The organism is Haloarchaeobius marinus (genome assembly GCF_051207415.1).
Classification (GTDB): Archaea; Halobacteriota; Halobacteria; order Halobacteriales; family Natrialbaceae; genus Haloarchaeobius.
In genome coordinates this window covers 15,792-32,355 of record NZ_JBPKGD010000006.1, presented here as the reverse complement: position 1 = coordinate 32,355, position 16,564 = coordinate 15,792, and the positions used below count along the sequence as shown (strand labels likewise).

General features: G+C 68.8%; 14 protein-coding genes. 9 read left to right on the top strand and 5 right to left on the bottom strand.

The annotated features are described in order from the left end of the window. Position 1: 1 nt before the first annotated feature. On the bottom strand, positions 2-1,240 hold the full coding sequence (locus ACSC1W_RS18400) for a glycosyltransferase family 2 protein (RefSeq protein WP_435349127.1): 1,239 nt from the start codon (positions 1,238-1,240) through the stop codon (positions 2-4). A 461-nt stretch (positions 1,241-1,701) separates the two neighbouring features. Here ACSC1W_RS18400 and ACSC1W_RS18395 point away from each other — a divergent pair, with 461 nt between their 5' ends. Next, positions 1,702-2,205, top strand: a complete 504-nt coding sequence (locus tag ACSC1W_RS18395; RefSeq protein ID WP_435349126.1) for a hypothetical protein — start codon at positions 1,702-1,704, stop codon at positions 2,203-2,205. A gap of 157 nt (positions 2,206-2,362) precedes the next feature. On the opposite strand, the gene ACSC1W_RS18390 is transcribed toward ACSC1W_RS18395, so the two are convergent. Together ACSC1W_RS18390 and ACSC1W_RS18385 are read right to left on the bottom strand one after the other, a co-directional pair. After that, complete coding sequence (locus ACSC1W_RS18390) at positions 2,363-3,469, bottom strand: DUF8471 domain-containing protein (RefSeq protein ID WP_435349125.1); 1,107 nt, start codon at positions 3,467-3,469, stop codon at positions 2,363-2,365. Between the two features lie 124 nt (positions 3,470-3,593). Next, the gene (locus ACSC1W_RS18385) at positions 3,594-5,726 is read right to left on the bottom strand and encodes a hypothetical protein (RefSeq protein ID WP_435349124.1); all 2,133 of its coding nucleotides are present in this window, start codon (positions 5,724-5,726) and stop codon (positions 3,594-3,596) included. Between the two features lie 98 nt (positions 5,727-5,824). Here ACSC1W_RS18385 and ACSC1W_RS18380 point away from each other — a divergent pair, with 98 nt between their 5' ends. The 4 genes from ACSC1W_RS18380 (at position 5,825) to ACSC1W_RS18365 (ending at position 9,160) form a co-directional block, all read left to right on the top strand. After that, positions 5,825-7,234, top strand: coding sequence for a DUF58 domain-containing protein (locus tag ACSC1W_RS18380; protein ID WP_435349122.1), 1,410 nt, complete (start codon positions 5,825-5,827; stop codon positions 7,232-7,234). Beyond that, the gene (locus tag ACSC1W_RS18375; RefSeq protein ID WP_435349120.1) at positions 7,231-7,689 is read left to right on the top strand and encodes a DUF8163 family membrane protein; all 459 of its coding nucleotides are present in this window, start codon (positions 7,231-7,233) and stop codon (positions 7,687-7,689) included. The genes ACSC1W_RS18380 and ACSC1W_RS18375 overlap by 4 nt, the downstream gene beginning before the upstream one ends. Continuing rightward, the gene (locus tag ACSC1W_RS18370; RefSeq protein WP_435349119.1) at positions 7,686-8,555 is read left to right on the top strand and encodes a DUF7982 domain-containing protein; all 870 of its coding nucleotides are present in this window, start codon (positions 7,686-7,688) and stop codon (positions 8,553-8,555) included. The genes ACSC1W_RS18375 and ACSC1W_RS18370 overlap by 4 nt, the downstream gene beginning before the upstream one ends. A gap of 65 nt (positions 8,556-8,620) precedes the next feature. Continuing rightward, on the top strand, positions 8,621-9,160 hold the full coding sequence (locus ACSC1W_RS18365; RefSeq protein ID WP_435349117.1) for a hypothetical protein: 540 nt from the start codon (positions 8,621-8,623) through the stop codon (positions 9,158-9,160). A gap of 12 nt (positions 9,161-9,172) precedes the next feature. On the opposite strand, the gene ACSC1W_RS18360 is transcribed toward ACSC1W_RS18365, so the two are convergent. Beyond that, positions 9,173-9,688, bottom strand: coding sequence for a metal-dependent hydrolase (locus tag ACSC1W_RS18360; RefSeq protein ID WP_435349116.1), 516 nt, complete (start codon positions 9,686-9,688; stop codon positions 9,173-9,175). 328 nt (positions 9,689-10,016) lie between these two features. Here ACSC1W_RS18360 and ACSC1W_RS18355 point away from each other — a divergent pair, with 328 nt between their 5' ends. Genes ACSC1W_RS18355 through ACSC1W_RS18340 form a run of 4 tightly spaced genes read left to right on the top strand, consistent with a single transcriptional unit; the run spans position 10,017 to position 15,289 of the window. Then, a complete protein-coding gene (locus ACSC1W_RS18355) occupies positions 10,017-10,292 on the top strand; it encodes a DUF8044 family membrane protein (protein WP_435349115.1) in 276 nt (91 codons plus the stop codon). Further along, the gene (locus tag ACSC1W_RS18350; protein ID WP_435349113.1) at positions 10,293-11,357 is read left to right on the top strand and encodes a DUF4350 domain-containing protein; all 1,065 of its coding nucleotides are present in this window, start codon (positions 10,293-10,295) and stop codon (positions 11,355-11,357) included. Beyond that, a complete protein-coding gene (locus ACSC1W_RS18345) occupies positions 11,350-12,333 on the top strand; it encodes an AAA family ATPase (protein ID WP_435349112.1) in 984 nt (327 codons plus the stop codon). The genes ACSC1W_RS18350 and ACSC1W_RS18345 overlap by 8 nt, the downstream gene beginning before the upstream one ends. A gap of 22 nt (positions 12,334-12,355) precedes the next feature. Then, positions 12,356-15,289, top strand: a complete 2,934-nt coding sequence (locus ACSC1W_RS18340; protein ID WP_435349111.1) for an ABC transporter permease — start codon at positions 12,356-12,358, stop codon at positions 15,287-15,289. Here ACSC1W_RS18340 and ACSC1W_RS18335 read toward each other — a convergent pair. Further along, on the bottom strand, positions 15,267-16,472 hold the full coding sequence (locus ACSC1W_RS18335; protein ID WP_435349110.1) for a glycosyltransferase: 1,206 nt from the start codon (positions 16,470-16,472) through the stop codon (positions 15,267-15,269). The genes ACSC1W_RS18340 and ACSC1W_RS18335 overlap by 23 nt on opposite strands. Between the last annotated feature and the right edge of the window lie 92 nt (positions 16,473-16,564).

Below are 16,564 nucleotides of genomic sequence, written 5' to 3'. Positions count from 1 at the left end.
TTTAGTCCTGCTGTGCGAGCGAGCTCATGAAGAACGACCCGAACAGCGTCTGCAGCCCGATTACGACCAGCGTGAACGCGGCCACGTCGAGTAGCAGGGACGGGAGCGTACTGTAGCCCCCGGTGACCCACTGCACGACGGTGTACCCGACGTACGCGCTTCCGATGCCGAACAGTACGGTCCCGGCGATGGCACCGCGTTCCAGGGTGGCGCCGGCCCTGAGCCGTCGCGTGATCGGGTCGCTCGGCTCTCGAATCGGGTCGGAGGCGATCGACGACAGCATGCCGAAGCTCCCGACCTCGAACCCGACGATCGTCAAGAGGCTCCCAGCGATCATCGTCCGGATGCCGAACGTCGCCGCTCCGATTGCAACGCCGGAGCCAGCGAGCGTCATCAGCACCAGCCCGACGAGGCCCATCACGAGTCCGGGGACCGAGAACAGGTACCCGGGCGCGTTCAACAGCATGAACCGGACGTGTCGCCAGCCGTCCTGGAAGCTCTCCAGTTTCTCGTCGCCCTCGCGCTCGTGGTAGACGATCGGTCGCTCCTCGATCGTCAGGTCGTTGGCACCGGCCTCCATGATCATCTCGCTGGCGAACTCCATCCCGTCGGTCGTCAGGTCCATCTTATCGTACGCCTCGCGTGTGAACACCCGGAAGCCCGAGTGGGCGTCACTCACGCCGGCGCCGTAGAACACGTTCAGGAACTTCGTGAGCAACGGGTTCCCGACGTACTGGTGGAGCGCGGGCATGGCACCGTCACGGATCTCGCCCTCGAGGCGGCTCCCCATGACCATGTGGGCCTCCCCGTTCCGGACGGGTTCGAGCAACTTCGGAATCTGCTCGAAGTCGTACGTCGTGTCGGCGTCGCCCATGACGATGTACTCGCCGCGGGTCTTCTCGAACGCGTAGCGGTAGGCGTGGCCGTACCCCTTGCCCTCGGGTTCGACGACGATGGCGCCGTTCTCCCGGGCGAGGTCGGGCGTGCTATCCTCCGAGTCGTCGCTGACGATGACCTCGCCCTGCAGCCCGACTTTTTTGAGCCCGCTCTTCACGTCCTCGATGCACTCGACGATGCCATCTTCCTCGTTCATCGTCGGCATCACGACGCTGATTGCCGGGTCCTGCTCGCTGTCTGCCGGCAGGAGCGGGTCCCAACCGCCCCCTCGCTTCTCTTGCTTCTGTTCCCCTTTCGAATCTACCTGGTGAGCCCTTGCCTCACCTTTACTCTGTGTCGACATGTTTTCTACTCCCCGTCGATTTCATCTGCGTCTGATCGGCGATTCACCGCACTGCACACACACGTAGCGTTCGTCTACCGTCTGGACGACCGGCGCGTTGCAGCCGATGCACTTGAGTTGCGACCCCCGCACCGTCCGTGGATATCTCCCCATTTAGTTACTGGTTAATTTCCTTCTACTAATAGATTATTGCTCATTCTTGCCCCAGGTGCCCACTCGTCTTGAATATACAGGCTCTCGGCAAATCCAATCACTATATCCAGTAGACATATCTCAAACTGCTTTCAACTCGTGCAGTGTGGGATAGTAACTGGAATCTGGTACGCGGTAGTTCGAGAGCCCAGCCCGGACACGATACCCTCCGAACGTGATGACCGTCCGAAATCACCGTGTTTGGTCACCAACACGTAGTAGACTAATGGCCAATTGATATATACCACGACAGTACTAGTGGGACAACCATGGCGTGGCCACATCCAATAACGGTACTCGGATTCGGGTCGGGGATACTCGCTGCACTCGTGATGGGGACCATCTACGACGAGTACTTCTCCGACGAATCGCTCCCCACGACCGTCTTCCTGCAGCGGATGCTCAACGCAAACCAGCCGAGTGCACACGAGATCAGCGGCGTGCTCTTGTACCTCGGGTACGGTGGGTTCATGGGCGCCCTCTACCCGTGGACGTTCCGGGGCGTACTCGGTCTATCACCAATGTGGATTAACGACAATCCCTACACCCTGCCGACTGGTCTCGTCTTCGGCCTCCTCCTCTTGGGGCCGTGGGCAATACTCCGAGTCCTCGGTCTGGTCGACCACCCGAAACAGATGGGGGGCGTCCTCGCCGAGGACAGCCGCAGGGAGTATCTGGTCGTCATTGGGTTGCACGTCGTCTACGGACTGTTCCTCGGGTTCGTCATCGGGCTGTCCGTGGACATCTGGTATCCGATCATCGGTCTCCGCTGAACGGGACGTCCAACGCCCTGTATACGGACCCCTCGCAGTCACCGATACCCGAACCTTCTTCGTCTCAGCATCTCAGAACCCAGCGACGCCGACGGCGAATCACGGCAGCGCCATCACTCGAACCCAGTAGCCCCACTCGAACACAATCTCTCGAACGTCAGGCAGGAGCCGCCATCACTGCCGGTGTCTCCTCCCCTGTCGGAACCAGCCTCGCCGACTCGTTCGCAGCCGTGACGTTGACCCAGAGGTGCAACTCGCGGTAGGAGTTGTTGGCGGTCGGATTCGCCGGCGGGTCGCCCTCGTAGAGGAGGAACGCGATGCGCAGGCGCTCGCCGGTCACGTTCGGCTGGAGCGAGACGTTCTGCAGCGACGTCCCGTTCGGCGCCACCTCGGTGCGATAGCGGTCCAGCTCCGTCGCCTCGAGCACCGAGACGTTGGTCCCGTTGTCGACCAGTTCCACCCGTTGCACCTCGGTCACCACCGTATAGCGGACCGTCTCGCCCTCGTGGTTCTGCACGCCGACCACGACCGGTTGTGCCTCGCCCGCCGTGAAGTTCGTCGGGTAGCCGTCGGCGACGAGGTCGCTGTCCTCGTCCTCGGTGAGCACGTAGAACTCGGTGAACTCCTCGCCGGAGGTGGGCATCGCGACGGCGTAGAACACGCTACTGGTGGCGAGGAGGACCGAGATAACCAGGACGACGTTCAGCACCGCGTCGGCCCTCGACGTGGGTTCGAACAGCTCCCGACGCAGGTCGCCGTACCACGTGCGGAACGGCACGACGAACCGCTCGTCGGCGTCGAGCGCGAGTCGGCGACGGGCGGCGACGACGACCAGCCCGAGCACGAGCAGGTCCAGGCTCGCGACGATGGGCGTGAGTCGGATCCCGAACGGCGTGAAGTTCAGCACCAGTCCCACCAGCGGGACCAGCGCGATGCTGAGCCCGAACGAGAGCGCGACGCGCTCGATGCCGTCGATGCCCGATACCTCGCCAGTGGCGGTCACGTCGCCGTCGTCCCACCCACCACTCTCGTCGTTGACCGGTGAGTCGCCACGTTCGGGGAACAGCGCGGCGATGAGGACGTAGCCGGGGAGGAACAGCACGTAGGGCAACCCGAGGACGACCCGGAGCGGCGTCTCGGCGACCACCGGGACGAACACGGAGAGGGTGGTCGCGAGCGCGAGCACGACGGCCGCGGCGAGGTCGGCCGGGAGGTCGCGGACGCCCGCGGGGAGGAGGAGTCGCAGGTCGAGGTCCTCAGCCATCGTGACTCCGTCTCTCCCCCGGGGGGTTAAACGATGTGGTTGGACTCCAGACAGTAGCGTACCGTTCCCGTACCGGAATGAAGCGCCGCCCCCACCGGACTCGACTGACGCCCACCCGACCCCGCTACGACTTGCCGCCTCCCGCCTGCACGTCCTCGTTGACGACGTCACGGACTCCTTCGAGCACGGTTACTGCCTGCGACGAGTTCACCGAGTAATCGGCGAACACCGCGACCTCGAACGCCCCGGCGAGCCGACCGAGTGGGCGCTTCAGGTCGCGGCGCTCGGTGACGATCGCCCGGTAGAACTCGTTGTGGGTGGCGGTGTCGGGCAGGTCCAGCGCGGGCGCCACCGTCTCGCGGACGTCGAGGTAGCCCCGGATCACCGCCCCGCCCGGGTTCTCGGCTGCATCGTCGGTCAGCGCGTCGAGCCGGTCGACGAGCGGCCCGTACTCGGGTGTGGGGACGGGCTCGACGACGTCGTCGTCGCTCTCGATTGTGTCCCGTCTGTCGTAGTCGACGACGTCCTCGGCGGGGCGGTCGGCGGACACCGACGGCCCGAGGTCGAGGACGGTCAGCGCCAGGACGAGCAACACGCCGACCACCACGACGCCACCCACCACGAGCCACGGCGTCCCCACGCCGCCGCCTCCTCCTCCACCCGAGCCACCGGGGCCGGACCCGGGGAGCGTCCCCGAGAGCGTCAGTCGCTCGCTACTGCTCGCGAGGTTCGTGCCGGTCCCGTCGAAGCGTGCGACGAGCGCTGGAGAACCGGACATGTTCTGGGGGAGTTCGACGCTCGTCGCGTACCGACCACCGTCGTCGGTCGTGGCCGTCCCGACCTGCGTTCCGTTCAGCGTGAGCGCGACGGGCTGTCCCGGGACGGCGTCGCCGTCGGCCGTGGTGAGGACGCCGGAGACGGCCACGCTGCCACCCGACCGGTCGGTGGACAGCGAGAGGGTCGTGGCGCTCTCGCGCACGGTCATGCCCCCCGTCGCCGTCCCGGGACCGACGGCCAGACCCGCCTCGCCTGCTCGCAGCGAGACGTCGACCTCGCCAGCAGGGACGGCCGCGCCGAGCGTCGACCGGACCGTCACCGACCCGTCGGCGTCAGTCTGTGCCTGTCCGAGCGGGGTGCCGTCGACCGAGAGGACGACGGGTGCGTCCGGGACTGGTTCGCCGTCGACGAGGACCGTCCCCGAGACGGCGACCGAGTCCCCGAACGCCACCGGTTGCGACGGGTCGTCGACCGCGACGGTCGGCGTGACCGACTCCACGGTCACGGGCACGGTGTCGGTCGCGGCGAAGAACGGCGAACTGGCGGCGGGGACGTACTCCACGATGAGGCTCGTCGCGTTGGTGGGCAGTCGCACCGGACGGTACTGCACGCTGAAGTCCCCGTCCGGTCCGAGGTCGACCGTGCGTCGCTGGCCCGCGACGCGCAGGACGGCGGTGTCGGGCGGTGCGGACCCGTCGACCGGCGTCAGTCGCCCGGTGAGCGTCACCGGGCCGGTGAACGAGACGACCTGCGCGTCGCCGGTGACCGAGAGTCGCGTCCTAGTGAACTCCTCCTCCCGGACCTCCTGGGCCTGCACGGTGAGGTTCTCCGTGGCGTCCTCGATCTGTGCCTGCGAGTCGGCGAAGCTCTGGCCCGTCAGGTTCCCGAGCGTCTCGTACTGCCCGACGAGTTCCTGACTCGTCTCCGAGAGCGTCCGCGAGCGGTTGTCGAGTTCCCGGGCGAGGTCGCGTGCGCGCTCCTGGTCCCCGTTGCGCTTCGCCTCCCGGTAGGCGTCGTACGTCTCCTCGAACGCCTCCGAGGCATTGACGTAGTTCTGGAGCGTCTGCTGTGTTTCCCCAAGCTGGTCGCCGGTCTCGTCGTCGGCCGACGACCGCGTCTCGCCCGCGACGTCGACGTACTGCGCGAGGTAGCCGTCGTACTCCTCGCCGACGAGCGACCGTGCTCGGTCGTACTCGCCCTGGCTTATCTGGACGGCGCTCTCCCGGAGTGACCCCCCGAGCCGGCCGGCCAGCCATCCCTGCAGTTCGTCGAGGTCCCCATCCTCCGATACCTCGTCCGGGTTCCGGTGTTGCGGCGTCGTGGTCGTGTTGTTCGGCTGGAGCTGCCCCTCGACGACCGACGGTTCCGTGGCGGCGTCGCCAGCGTCCAGCGACGACCCAGCGACGGCGACTGGCGCCGCGACCAGCGACAGGAGTACCAGGGCGGAGAGAAGAACGCGACTGGTCACGGCGCAACCCATTCGTTGACAGGTTTGGTCCCCGGCGCGTAATACCTCTTTTGTCCGACGGTGTCGGGGCGACCGTCAGTTTCAATGTACGGGGGAGATACCTTGCGGTGATGCGAGCGACGCGCCGGTTCTGGGTCTCCGGGGGCACGGCAGCGTCGCTCATCGCACTCGGCGTCGTCCTCGAACGACCGTCCTTGGCCGTCGGCGGCCTCGTCGTCGCCGGCTGGCTCCTCGCCCACCAGGTCGCCTTCGTGCTGCGGGTGCAGACGCTCCTCGACGAGGCGACCATCGGCCACGAGGTGACGCCGAGCCAGACGGTCTCGTCACAGCCCGTCCGGTTGCAGACGACCGTCACCACGCCCGACGGCCCCGGACCGTTGCAGTCCGTGTCCGTCGACACCCCAGCCGGGACGACCCCCGAGTCCTCGACCAGCGCCCGCGCGACCGGGCCGGAGACGACCATCGGCGTGCTGTTCCGACCCACGGTCGCCGGTCGCTACGCCATCGACCCGCCCACGCTCTCGCTGCGTGACGACCGCGGACTGTTCGAGCAGACGCTCCAGCGTGGCACCGGGGCAACGCTCCAGGTCGACCCGGACGCACCCAGGAACGTCCACGTCGGGACCGGCGGCCAGCGCTACGTGGCCGGCATCGGCGAGCACGACGCGGCCATCGGACGCAGCGGTATCGAACCGGGCGAACTCCGGGAGTACGTCCCCGGGGACCCGCAGAACCGAATCGACTGGAAGGCGACGGCTCGCCGTGGCGAACCCCACGTCCGGGAGTACGAGTCCAGCTCCGAACGGCGGACCCTCCTCTTCGTCGACCACAGCGAGTCGACCGGACGCGGGCGGGACGGCCATCGCCGTCTCGACTACCTGCGCGAGGTGGCGGTCTGGCTGCTCAGGCGGGCGAGACAGCGGAGCGACCCGGTCGGCCTCGTGACGGTCGGTGACGACGGCATCACCGGTCGCTTCGAGGCCGCGGCGGACAGCGAACACTACCGACGTCTCGAACTGGCGCTGTACGACCTCGAACCGACGGCGAAGACGACGGCGAACGCGACGGCGCGGGAGACTGACCGGTTGCGCACGACGGCCGACCTGCTGGACGACGACTCCACGTTCGCCCGGACGCTCCGGCCCTACGTCGAGGAGGCGACGACGTACGTCGATACGGTCGGGGCCGCACCGCTGTTCAGCGCCGCCGACGTCACGCTCGGTTCGACCCCGGGCGACCCGTGGGCCGTCCTGCTGACGGACGACGACGACCGCCCGGAACTCGTCGAGACGGTGAGGCACGCCCGGCGGCGCGGCGGGTACGCCACCGCGTTCGTGACCCCCGGCGTCGCGTTCGGCCCGCAGGGACTGCAGGCGGTCGAAACCGTGTACGACGACTACCTCGACTTCGAATCGTTCAGGCAACGCCTCGTGGCCCTCGGCCGATCGGAGGCCTACGAGGTCGCCCCCGACGAGACGCTCCAGGCGGTGCTTCAACAGCGCCCGGAGGTCACCGGATGAGTCGTCTCGCCACGGTCCGGGCGCACTGGCTCGCCGCCCTCGGCGTGGCCCTCGCCAGCGTCGGACTCGTGCTCCAGTCGCCGGTCGGCGTCGTGGCCGCGGTCGGCCTCGCGGTCACCGCCGCGTTCGCCCCCGCACCGCTCGGCGTCGCCTTCGGCGTCGTGGCCTTCACCGCCCTGTTCGACTCGGTGACCGGTCTCCGACCGGCGCTGACCGCGGTCGGACTGCTCGTCCTCCTCCTGGACAGCGCCCCGTCGCTCCGGACGACGGCGGGCCGGGCGTCGGTCGCCGTCGCCACGCCGGTGACGGTCGCGCTCGCGGGCGGCTACGCGGTCGGACTCGGCACCGGGATGGCAGGGTGGCTGCTCGCCCTCGCCGTCGGGAGCACCGTAGCGCTAGTTCTTTACGGCGTACATCGGTACGAGAGAGTGACACTGGGACTCGTCCACAGATGAGCACGAACGAACCCATAGACGCGGACGGGACCGACGACGAGCAACACGAGCGCGAGCCACGCCCACGCGCGGAACTGGCTGCACAGGTCGACGTGCTGCAGGAGGAGAACCACCGACTCCGCGAGGAGTACCGTCGGGCGACACAGGCGACGTACCGCCGAACCGCGACCGCCCTGTTCGCGACCGGTCTCCTGGCGCTCGCCGGGGGCGCGGTCCTCCCGGCCGTCCGCGAACCGCTCGTCATCGTCGGCGCCATCGGTGTCTTCGCCGGCGTGCTGACGTGGTACCTCACGCCCGAGCGCGTGCTCACCGCGACCGTGACCGAGGGACTCTACGACGCGCACGCGGACACCATCTCGGCGCTCGTCGAGGAACTGGGCCTCCGCGACGACCGCCTGTACGTCGGCCACGACGGTTCGGCGCGACTGTTCGTCCCCCTGCACGCGACGTACTCTGTCCCGGACAGCCTCGACGACCTGTTCGTGGTCACCGACGACGAGTCGGAACGCGGCGTGGCACTCGCGCCGACCGGCGCGCCGCTGTACGACGAGTTCGAACGGGCGTCCCCCGTGGCCGAGTCGGAGTCCGAGGACGTCGGTGCCCTCCTCGCGGACGGGCTCGTCGAACAACTCGAACTCGTCGATTCGGTCGACGCCTCCGTCGACGGTTCCGAGGGCCGGGCGTCGTTCGACCTCACCGGCGTCGCCATCGACGGCCTCACCCGACCGGACCACCCGGCCGTCTCCTTCCTCGGCGTCGGACTGGCGGCGGCCCACGACGGCCCCGTCAGACTCCTGGCCGTCGAACGGACTGAGACGGGCTGGACGGCGACCTTCACGTGGGAGTACGCCGACGACGGCCGGTAACCCACACGAACGCAGGCCCTTCTCTGGATAGTCCCCGTATAACTTCGAGTGCAGAACCCGCAGATGTGGCAATCGTGTCCCTCCAGCCCTGGAGCGCGGTCGCCGCGGTCGCCCTGCAGTCTGGTCCCTCCATCGACTGGTACGTGGAGTCGTGGTTCAGTTCCCCGATGGAGGTCCACGCCACGGAACTCGGCATCTTCGCGGGTCTGATCCTGTTCCTGCTCCTGCTCCGGCGACACGTCACGACGGCACTCGTGCTGCTCGCGTTCCTGTTCGTCTTCGCCCTCGGGTTCCCCGACGGCGAACTCCTCTGTTCGGCCCGGACGGACAACTGCGTCTACCGGCCGGTCCAGGGCAAGCCGTGGTACTTCCTCCTCGGCCTCCTGACGACGCTCCTCACGTCGATGCTGCTCTCGTGGCGCCTCCTCCCGTCTGACGACGGGCCGACCCGCGGGGAACTCGAACGCCTGCGGTCGGTCCTCGGCGGCGGGACGACGCTCGACGACGCCATCGCGTACGTCTCCCGACGCGGTCCCCCGCAGAGCGACGGCGGTGAGACGGAGGACGCCCGGGCGGACGACGAAACCGACGACGAGTCCCGGTGACCGCTCCCCCGGTCAGTCTCTCCACCGGTGGCCGTACTCCGTCGTGACGAACGCGGCCAGCGCGACGAGCGAGAGGGCGAGGCCGAAGAGCACGCCCCCGGTCGGTTCGAGGTTCTGGAAGTGCGCCAGGAAGCTCTTCTCGGTCGGGTACTCGGGCGAAGGGAGCAACGGCCACGCCAGGAACGTCAGGAAGGAGAACTCGCCGTGGACGACCGGCGAGAGCGCGTCGCCGACGAGGTGAGAGGCGTACCCGACCGCGGCAGCGAGCGCGAGTCTCGGCCGGTCGAACCGACGGGCGACCCCGTAGGCGAGGACGCAGAACGCCGCGAGCGTCAGCACCGAGTGCGCGAACGACCGCCCGGTCGGGAGGACCGTCCAGTACCACGCGAGCGGCTTGTCGACGAGGTCGGGGAACTGCGTCCCGACGAGGAGCACGCCGAGTTCGAGCCGCGACGGCTCGACCGACGCCTCACCCGAGAACAGCCGATACGAGAGGTACCCGAGCGCCGCGTGTCCCCAAGGCCACATCGGACGGTACTTGGGCGACCGTCGGCATAGGTGCGGCGGTTCGAACAGCATGTACGACCTTGGTATATCAGCCAACGCCTTGTTTGGGCTTCGCGACGTCTTCGTACACAGTCCGACGCGGTATAGGGGTGACCGAGGGGGATGTCCAGAACAGCGTACTGCACGCACTGTGAAGGCGAGGTTCGCGTCGTCAAGACGGTCAGCTGGCAGTCCGACGTCTGCCAGGAGTGCGGGAACCCACTCGACGACGGGTGAGCGACGGGCCACTCGACGACGGGTGAGCGACGAGCCAGTATTTTCTTCAGCGGTGCCTGCGAACGGAGGCACGATGACCACACGGCGCCGACAGCAGTACGTCCACGGGACCGTCGCGTGGCTGGCGGCCAGCGCGCTGGTCCTGAGCCTGCTCGGCGCACTCGAGTACGAACTCTTCTTCGTCTGCTCGCTCATCGGCGTCCTCGTCGTGACCGAACTCACCGCGGCGGTGAACGTGACGCCCGTCTGGCGGAAGCGGCTTCGCTGGCTCATCGCCGTCGGCCTGCTCGTCTTCGCCTACGTCGTCGTTCGCAGGATCCTGTCCATCCTCCCGCCGGGGGTGCTCTGAGTGGAGGTCGCTGGGCGGACGGTCCGGTACCCGCAACTGCTGCTCGTCGGCCTACTCGCGTTCTGTCTGGTCGCCGGGCTCTGGGCTGGCGTCACCTCCGCCGACTCCTTCGGGGCGTACAACCCCGCCTGGGACGGCTCCCAGGAGGCGCGACAGGTCGCGGCCGAGGCCGGTGCCGAGGTGGCGGTCACCCGCGAGACGGCCACCTACCGGACGATGGACCCCGGGACGACGACGGCCGTCGTGCTCTCGCCGGACGAGCCGTACGGGTCGGCGGCGGCGGCCGACCTCCGGACGTTCGTCCAGGACGGCGGGACCCTCGTGGTCGCCGGCGACTACGACGGCCAGACGAACGCGCTCCTCCGCGACGTGGGCGCGGCGTCTCGCCTCGACGGGGCCGTCCTCAGGGACGAACGACGCTACACGAACTCGCCCGCGATGCCGGTGGCGACCGACGTACGGGACCACCCGCTCGTCGCCGACGTCGACGCGCTCGCGCTCAACTACGCGACGGCGGTCGACCCGGGTGCCGACAGCACCGTCCTCGTGAACAGTTCACCGTCCGCCTACCTCGACGAGGACGGCGACGGCAGCCTCGACGAGCGCGAGCGCCTCGACAGCTACCCGGTCGTCACCGTCGAACCGGTCGGCGACGGTCGCGTCTTCGTCGTCTCCGACCCCAGCGTCTTCATCAACACGATGCTCGCGGAGCGGTCGAACGAGGCGTTCCTCCGGTCGCTCGGTGCCGACTCGGAGACGGTCCTCTTCGACTACTCCCACGGCGGGGGCTTCCCCCCGCTCGTCCAGGTGCAACGGCTCCTCCAGACGTCCCCGCTCTCGCTGCTCGGGCTCGGTGGCCTCGTCGTGCTCGCCGCGACGCTCCTGGTCCGGGGCCGACGTCACCCGGGCCAGGGGTCACGAGACGGAGTGGTCGACGCACAGCTGACGACCGACGACGTCGTGGCCCTGCTCGAACGGCGCTACCCCGACTGGGATGCAGACCGCATCCAGCGTGTCGCGAAAAGTATTAACACGGCTTCCGAAAACAGGTCCTACGATGGCTAGTCCGGCCGACGCCTACGACGCCTTGCAGGACGAGATCTCGACGGTCCTGGTCGGGAACGAAGACCTCGTCGAACACCTGACCATCGCACTGTTCACACGGGGACACGTCCTTGTCGAGGGGGTGCCGGGCGTCGCGAAGACGACCGCGGCCTACGCCTTCGCACAGACGCTTGGCCTCGAGTACAACCGCATCCAGATGACGCCCGACGTGCTCCCCGCGGACGTCACTGGGACGCACGTCTTCCGCGAGTCGACCGGCGAGTTCGAACTCCAGAAGGGCCCGGTCTTCTCGAACCTCGTCCTCGCCGACGAGATCAACCGCGCGACGCCGAAGACCCAGGCTGCACTCCTCGAAGCGATGCAGGAGGAGCAGGTGTCGCTCGAGGGGGTCACGCGCTCGCTCCCCCAGCCGTTCATGATCATTGCGACGCAGAACCCCATCGAACTGGAGGGGACGTTCGAACTGCCGGAGGCCCAGCGCGACCGCTTCCAGCAGAAACTCGTCGTCGACACGCCCTCCCGGGAGGACGAGCGAACCATGCTCGACCGGTTCGACGAAGACGCCACGCTCAGTGCTGACGACGTCGAGCAGGTGCTGGACCGAAACGACGTCCTCGAACTCCGCCAGATCGTCTCGTCGACGTACGTCGCCCCGGCCGTGAAGGACTACGTCCTCGACGTCGTCCGGGCCGTCCGCGAGGACGAGAACGTCGAGGTCGGCGCGTCGCCGCGGTCGAGTCTCACCTTCCTCGACACGACCAAGGCGCGGGCCGCGATTCACGGGCGGTCGTACGTCATCCCGGACGACGTGAAGGCGCTCGCGACGCAGGTGCTCCGGCATCGACTCGTCCTCAGCACCGAGGCGGACCTCGGCAACGTGACCGCCGAAGGCGTCGTCGACGACGCCCTCGAACGCATCGCCCCACCGGACGTGAGCCAGTTCGAGTCCGCGACCACCGTGGTCGACGACGAATGACCCACCGGGGCCGAGCGCGCTGATGGCCTATCGCAGACTCGTCCTCGCGCGGTGGACGCGACGCGACCGCCTGGCAGTCCTGACCATCGCCGTCACCGTCGCGTTCTTCACGAGCTCCGTCGTCGCCGTGACCGCCGTCTCGACGCAGACCACGCAGATCGCGGCTGACTACGGGTCGACCGCGAGCGTCGAGTACGTCCCCGGGCCAGCCACGAACGGGTCGGACGAGGCCGTGACGGTCCCGGCGACGGTCGTCACCGTAGACGGCACGGACGCGACGCTGGTGGGCGTCTCGAACCGGACGATCGAACGCCTCCGGGCGGCGGGCATCGTCCTCCCGGTCCCGCCCGATACCGGGGCCACCGTCGAGGCGACCCCGTCGTCCGGCCTCGTCACGGTCACGTCCTCGGGGACGACGCAGAACCTCACCGTCGAGTCGCGCCCCGCGTCGCACGCCTCGATACCGGGAAACTGGTACCTGAGCAACGAGAGCGTCGCGGCGGACGCCGGGACTGGCGGCCGGTTCGAGGTCCGACAGACCGGAACCGTCCCCGCCGACGGGACGCCGCTCCGGGGTGCGCTCGCCTTCTTCGTCGCCGGGACGCAGTCGCTCGTGACGCTCCTGCTCGCCGTCGCCGTCGGCGCCGGCGTCCTCGTGGGCGTCGTGGTCTACAGCGTCGTCCGGATGACGGTCCGCGACCGGCGCGACGAGATTCGCCTCGTCCGTGCGGTCGGCGCGCACCGACACCAGGTCGTCGGCCTGTTCGGCGGCCGTGCGCTGTTGCTCACGGGGGTCGCCATCGCGCTCGGGTACGCCGTCGGCGTCATCGGCGTGAACGTCGCGGTCAACGTCGGCGTCTTCGTCGGCCTGCCGACCTCGCTCTCGATGCAGGTCACCGGTCGTGCGGCGTCGCGCCTGCTCCGGGGGTTCGCCGTCGTGCTGGCCTGTGGCGGCGTCGCCGGCGTGCTCGCGACGCTGCCGGCCGTCCGCGGTGCGCCCTACGCCGACGTCGACGACTCGCCGTCCGGAACCCTGCTCCCCGGGCGACTCGGACGGCTGGCCGACCCGGAACTCCTCGACTGGCGAGGGGTGGTCCCGACGGCCGCCGCGGTGGCCGTCTTCGTCGCCGTGTTGCTCCTCGTGTCGTCGTTCGCCGGCGCACTCGGACCGCTGGCCGGCGGCGACGGGGCGACCGTCACCCAGCCGGGTGCCGTCCACCCAATCGCGAGCAGCGTCCCGGCTCACTACGGGGGGCTCCTCGAATCCCAGTCCGGCGTCACAGCCAGCCCGGAGATACTCGGGTTCACGACGCTCGACGGCGCCGCCGTCCTGTACCGCGGTGCCGACTACGACCGGTTCGCCGACGTGAGCGACGCCACGCTCGTCGACGGTCGCCGACCGGCCGCCCGCCAGGAGGCACTCGTGGGGTCTGACCTCGCCGACGCCCTCGACGTCCACCCCGGCGACGAGGTGACCATCGGCGGGAGTACGCGGCCCGCCTTCACGCGGGTCGAGGTCGTCGGGACGTACGACGCACCCGGCTACTTCGACGACCACCTGCTCGTGTCGCTGGCGACCGCGAGACACCTCTCGAACAAGCGCGGCGACGCGGTGAACTTCGTCCGACTGTCGGACCGACCGGCCGGGTCGACGGCGACCGACGGGCTACAGGTCGTCTCCCTCTCGGCGCCGGACCGGACGACGGTCGGGTCGTCGGTTCGCGTGACCGCGACGGTGCTGAACCCGACCGCAGAGTCGGCCAACAGGACCGTCCGGTTCGTCGTCGGCGACGAGACGCGGACCCGAACGGTGTCCGTCCGGTCGTTCGGGTCGCGGCGCGTCTCGACGACGGTCACCGCGAACGCGACGGGTCCGCTCCGCGTTCGCGCCGGCGACGAGACGGCGACCCTCGACGTCCTCCCGACCGACGCCGTCGAACTCGCGTGGCTGCCCGGCGTCGCACCGCCCGACTCCGACCTCCGGACCCGGGTGGTCGACGTCGCGACCGGCGCACCCGTCGCGAACGCGACGGTCACCCTCGGCGGCCAGACGGTTCGGACGGGCGGTGACGGTGGCGTGACGGTCCCCGTTCCCTCGACCGGGTCCCACGAGGTCCGCGTCGCACACGGCGACTACGAGACCACGGACTCCCTCCAGGTCGAGGAGGGGTCGCGGCGTCGCCTCGTCGCCTCGTGGGACGTTCCCCAGTCGCCGACGCCCATCACGCCCATCGAGGCACGGGTCACCCTCTCGAACCCCTGGAACGAGACGCTGACGCGGACTGTCGTCCTCGACGTCCCGGGTGACGAGCGCGTCGTCGAGACGACGCTCGCGCCGGGCGAATCGCGAGCGATAGCCGTCCCGGTCGGTCGACTCGCGCCGGACTCCTACGCCTTCGCCGCGACCAGCGACGGCGACCGACTCGCCCACGCGACGACCACGGTGCAGGGCGACGAACGCCTCGCCTCGGCCATCGCGTCGCACACCGGGACCGGTGCTGGCACGACTGGCCTCGGACGGGCGGTCGCGACCGTGTTCGGGAACGTCCAGGTCGTCGTCGCCGCACTGGTCGCCTTCGCCGGCGTGATGACCGTCGGCGGGACGACCGCGGCGTTCGCCCGCAGCGTGCAGGCTCGCTACCGCGAACTCGGCCTGTATCGCGCCGTCGGTGCCTCCCGCGGGCAGGTGCTCCGCATCGTCGTCCGCGACGGCGTCCACGTCGGCATCGTCGCCACCCTGCTCGGCGTCGCCCTCGGACTCGGTGCCACCATGGTCGTCGACCGACTCGGCCTCCTCCGCGTCTACGGCGTCAGTGCCCCCGTGAGCCTCGACCCGGGAACGCTGGCCGTCGCGGTCGCCTCGAGCCTCGCGCTGGTCGTCCTGGGCACCGTGCTCGCCGTCTGGCCGGCACTGCGGCAGGAACCCATCGGGCTCATCGCTGCTGGCGGGGAGTGACCTCGTCCGCTTCGCGTCTCTGTGACGCTGGAGCGTCCTGTAGCTCCGATATCGACCGGAGGAGTTGCGCCGTCGTCTCCTCGACGTCGTGCGCTCCCACGCGCTCGCGAGCCCGCGCGCCGAACGGCGCAGGGTCGGACGACAGCCCGGCCGACAGCGCCTCTGCGAGCGCGTCGACGTCTCTCGGGGGGACGAGATAGCCACAGTCGTCCGAGACCAGTTCGGGGATGCCGGAGACGGTCGTGGTCACCACGGGCGTCTGCATCGCCATGGCCTCCTTGATGGCGACGGGAAGCCCATCACGGTCACCCTCCTCCGTGACGACGCACGGGAGGACGAACAGGTGTGCCTCGTCGTACTCCCGCCGAAGCTGGGCGTCGCTGATCCGACCCAGGAACTCGACCTGTTCGGAGACCCCCAGGTCGGTCGCGAGCGCTTTCAGGTCCGGCGTGAGCGGCCCGTCGCTCGCGACGTGGTACTCGATGGCCGGGTCGTCGAGCGCCGCGACGGCCTCGATCGCGTATCGGATCCCCTTCTTCGGGACGTGCCGGGCGACCGTCAGGATCCGGCCGGGAACGTGCGAGTCCGTCGGCTGGTACTGGTCCGCGTCGAATCCAGCCGGGATGACGTCGACGTCGACGTCGACGGCCGCCTCGTCCGTCATGAACCTTCGATTGTACTCCGAGATGCTGATTATCCTGTCGCAGTGGCGGTAGAGGTGCTGCCGGGTGGGTTCGTGGTCGAACTTGTACAGGTCGTGGGCGTGTGCCGTCACGGTGTGCGGGACGCCGAGCGCGCCCGCGACGAGAGACGGTGGTATCTGGGGCGTAGAGAGGAAGTGACCGTGGACGTGGTCGACGTCGTACGGCAACGACGAGACGAACTCCAGTTCGAGAATCGCGTAGTAGAACGCGTACGCCTGGCGCAGGGGAGACAGGGACCTGAACCGCCGACGAAGCAACCGTGGGTCGAAGTGACTGGGCGACAGGGTCAGGACCCCGGACAGCGACCGGGGCGGGGCGACGTGGTAGTCGATATCGGAGAGGTCCTCCGGGACGTCGTCCTCCGAGCTGTGGGCGAAGACGGCCACCTCGTGTCCCCGGTTCCGGAGTTCCCGTATCTCGTTCGTCACGAACGTCTGTGAGTACGTGGGGAACGCCGCGAGGTGATAGAGGACGTTCATGGGAACTAATTGGTCAGCATCGCATCTAATTCTTGCTCTGAACTGCTCGCTCGAACGACACCCAGCGAACCGCAGTCGGGTTCCGTCGGCAC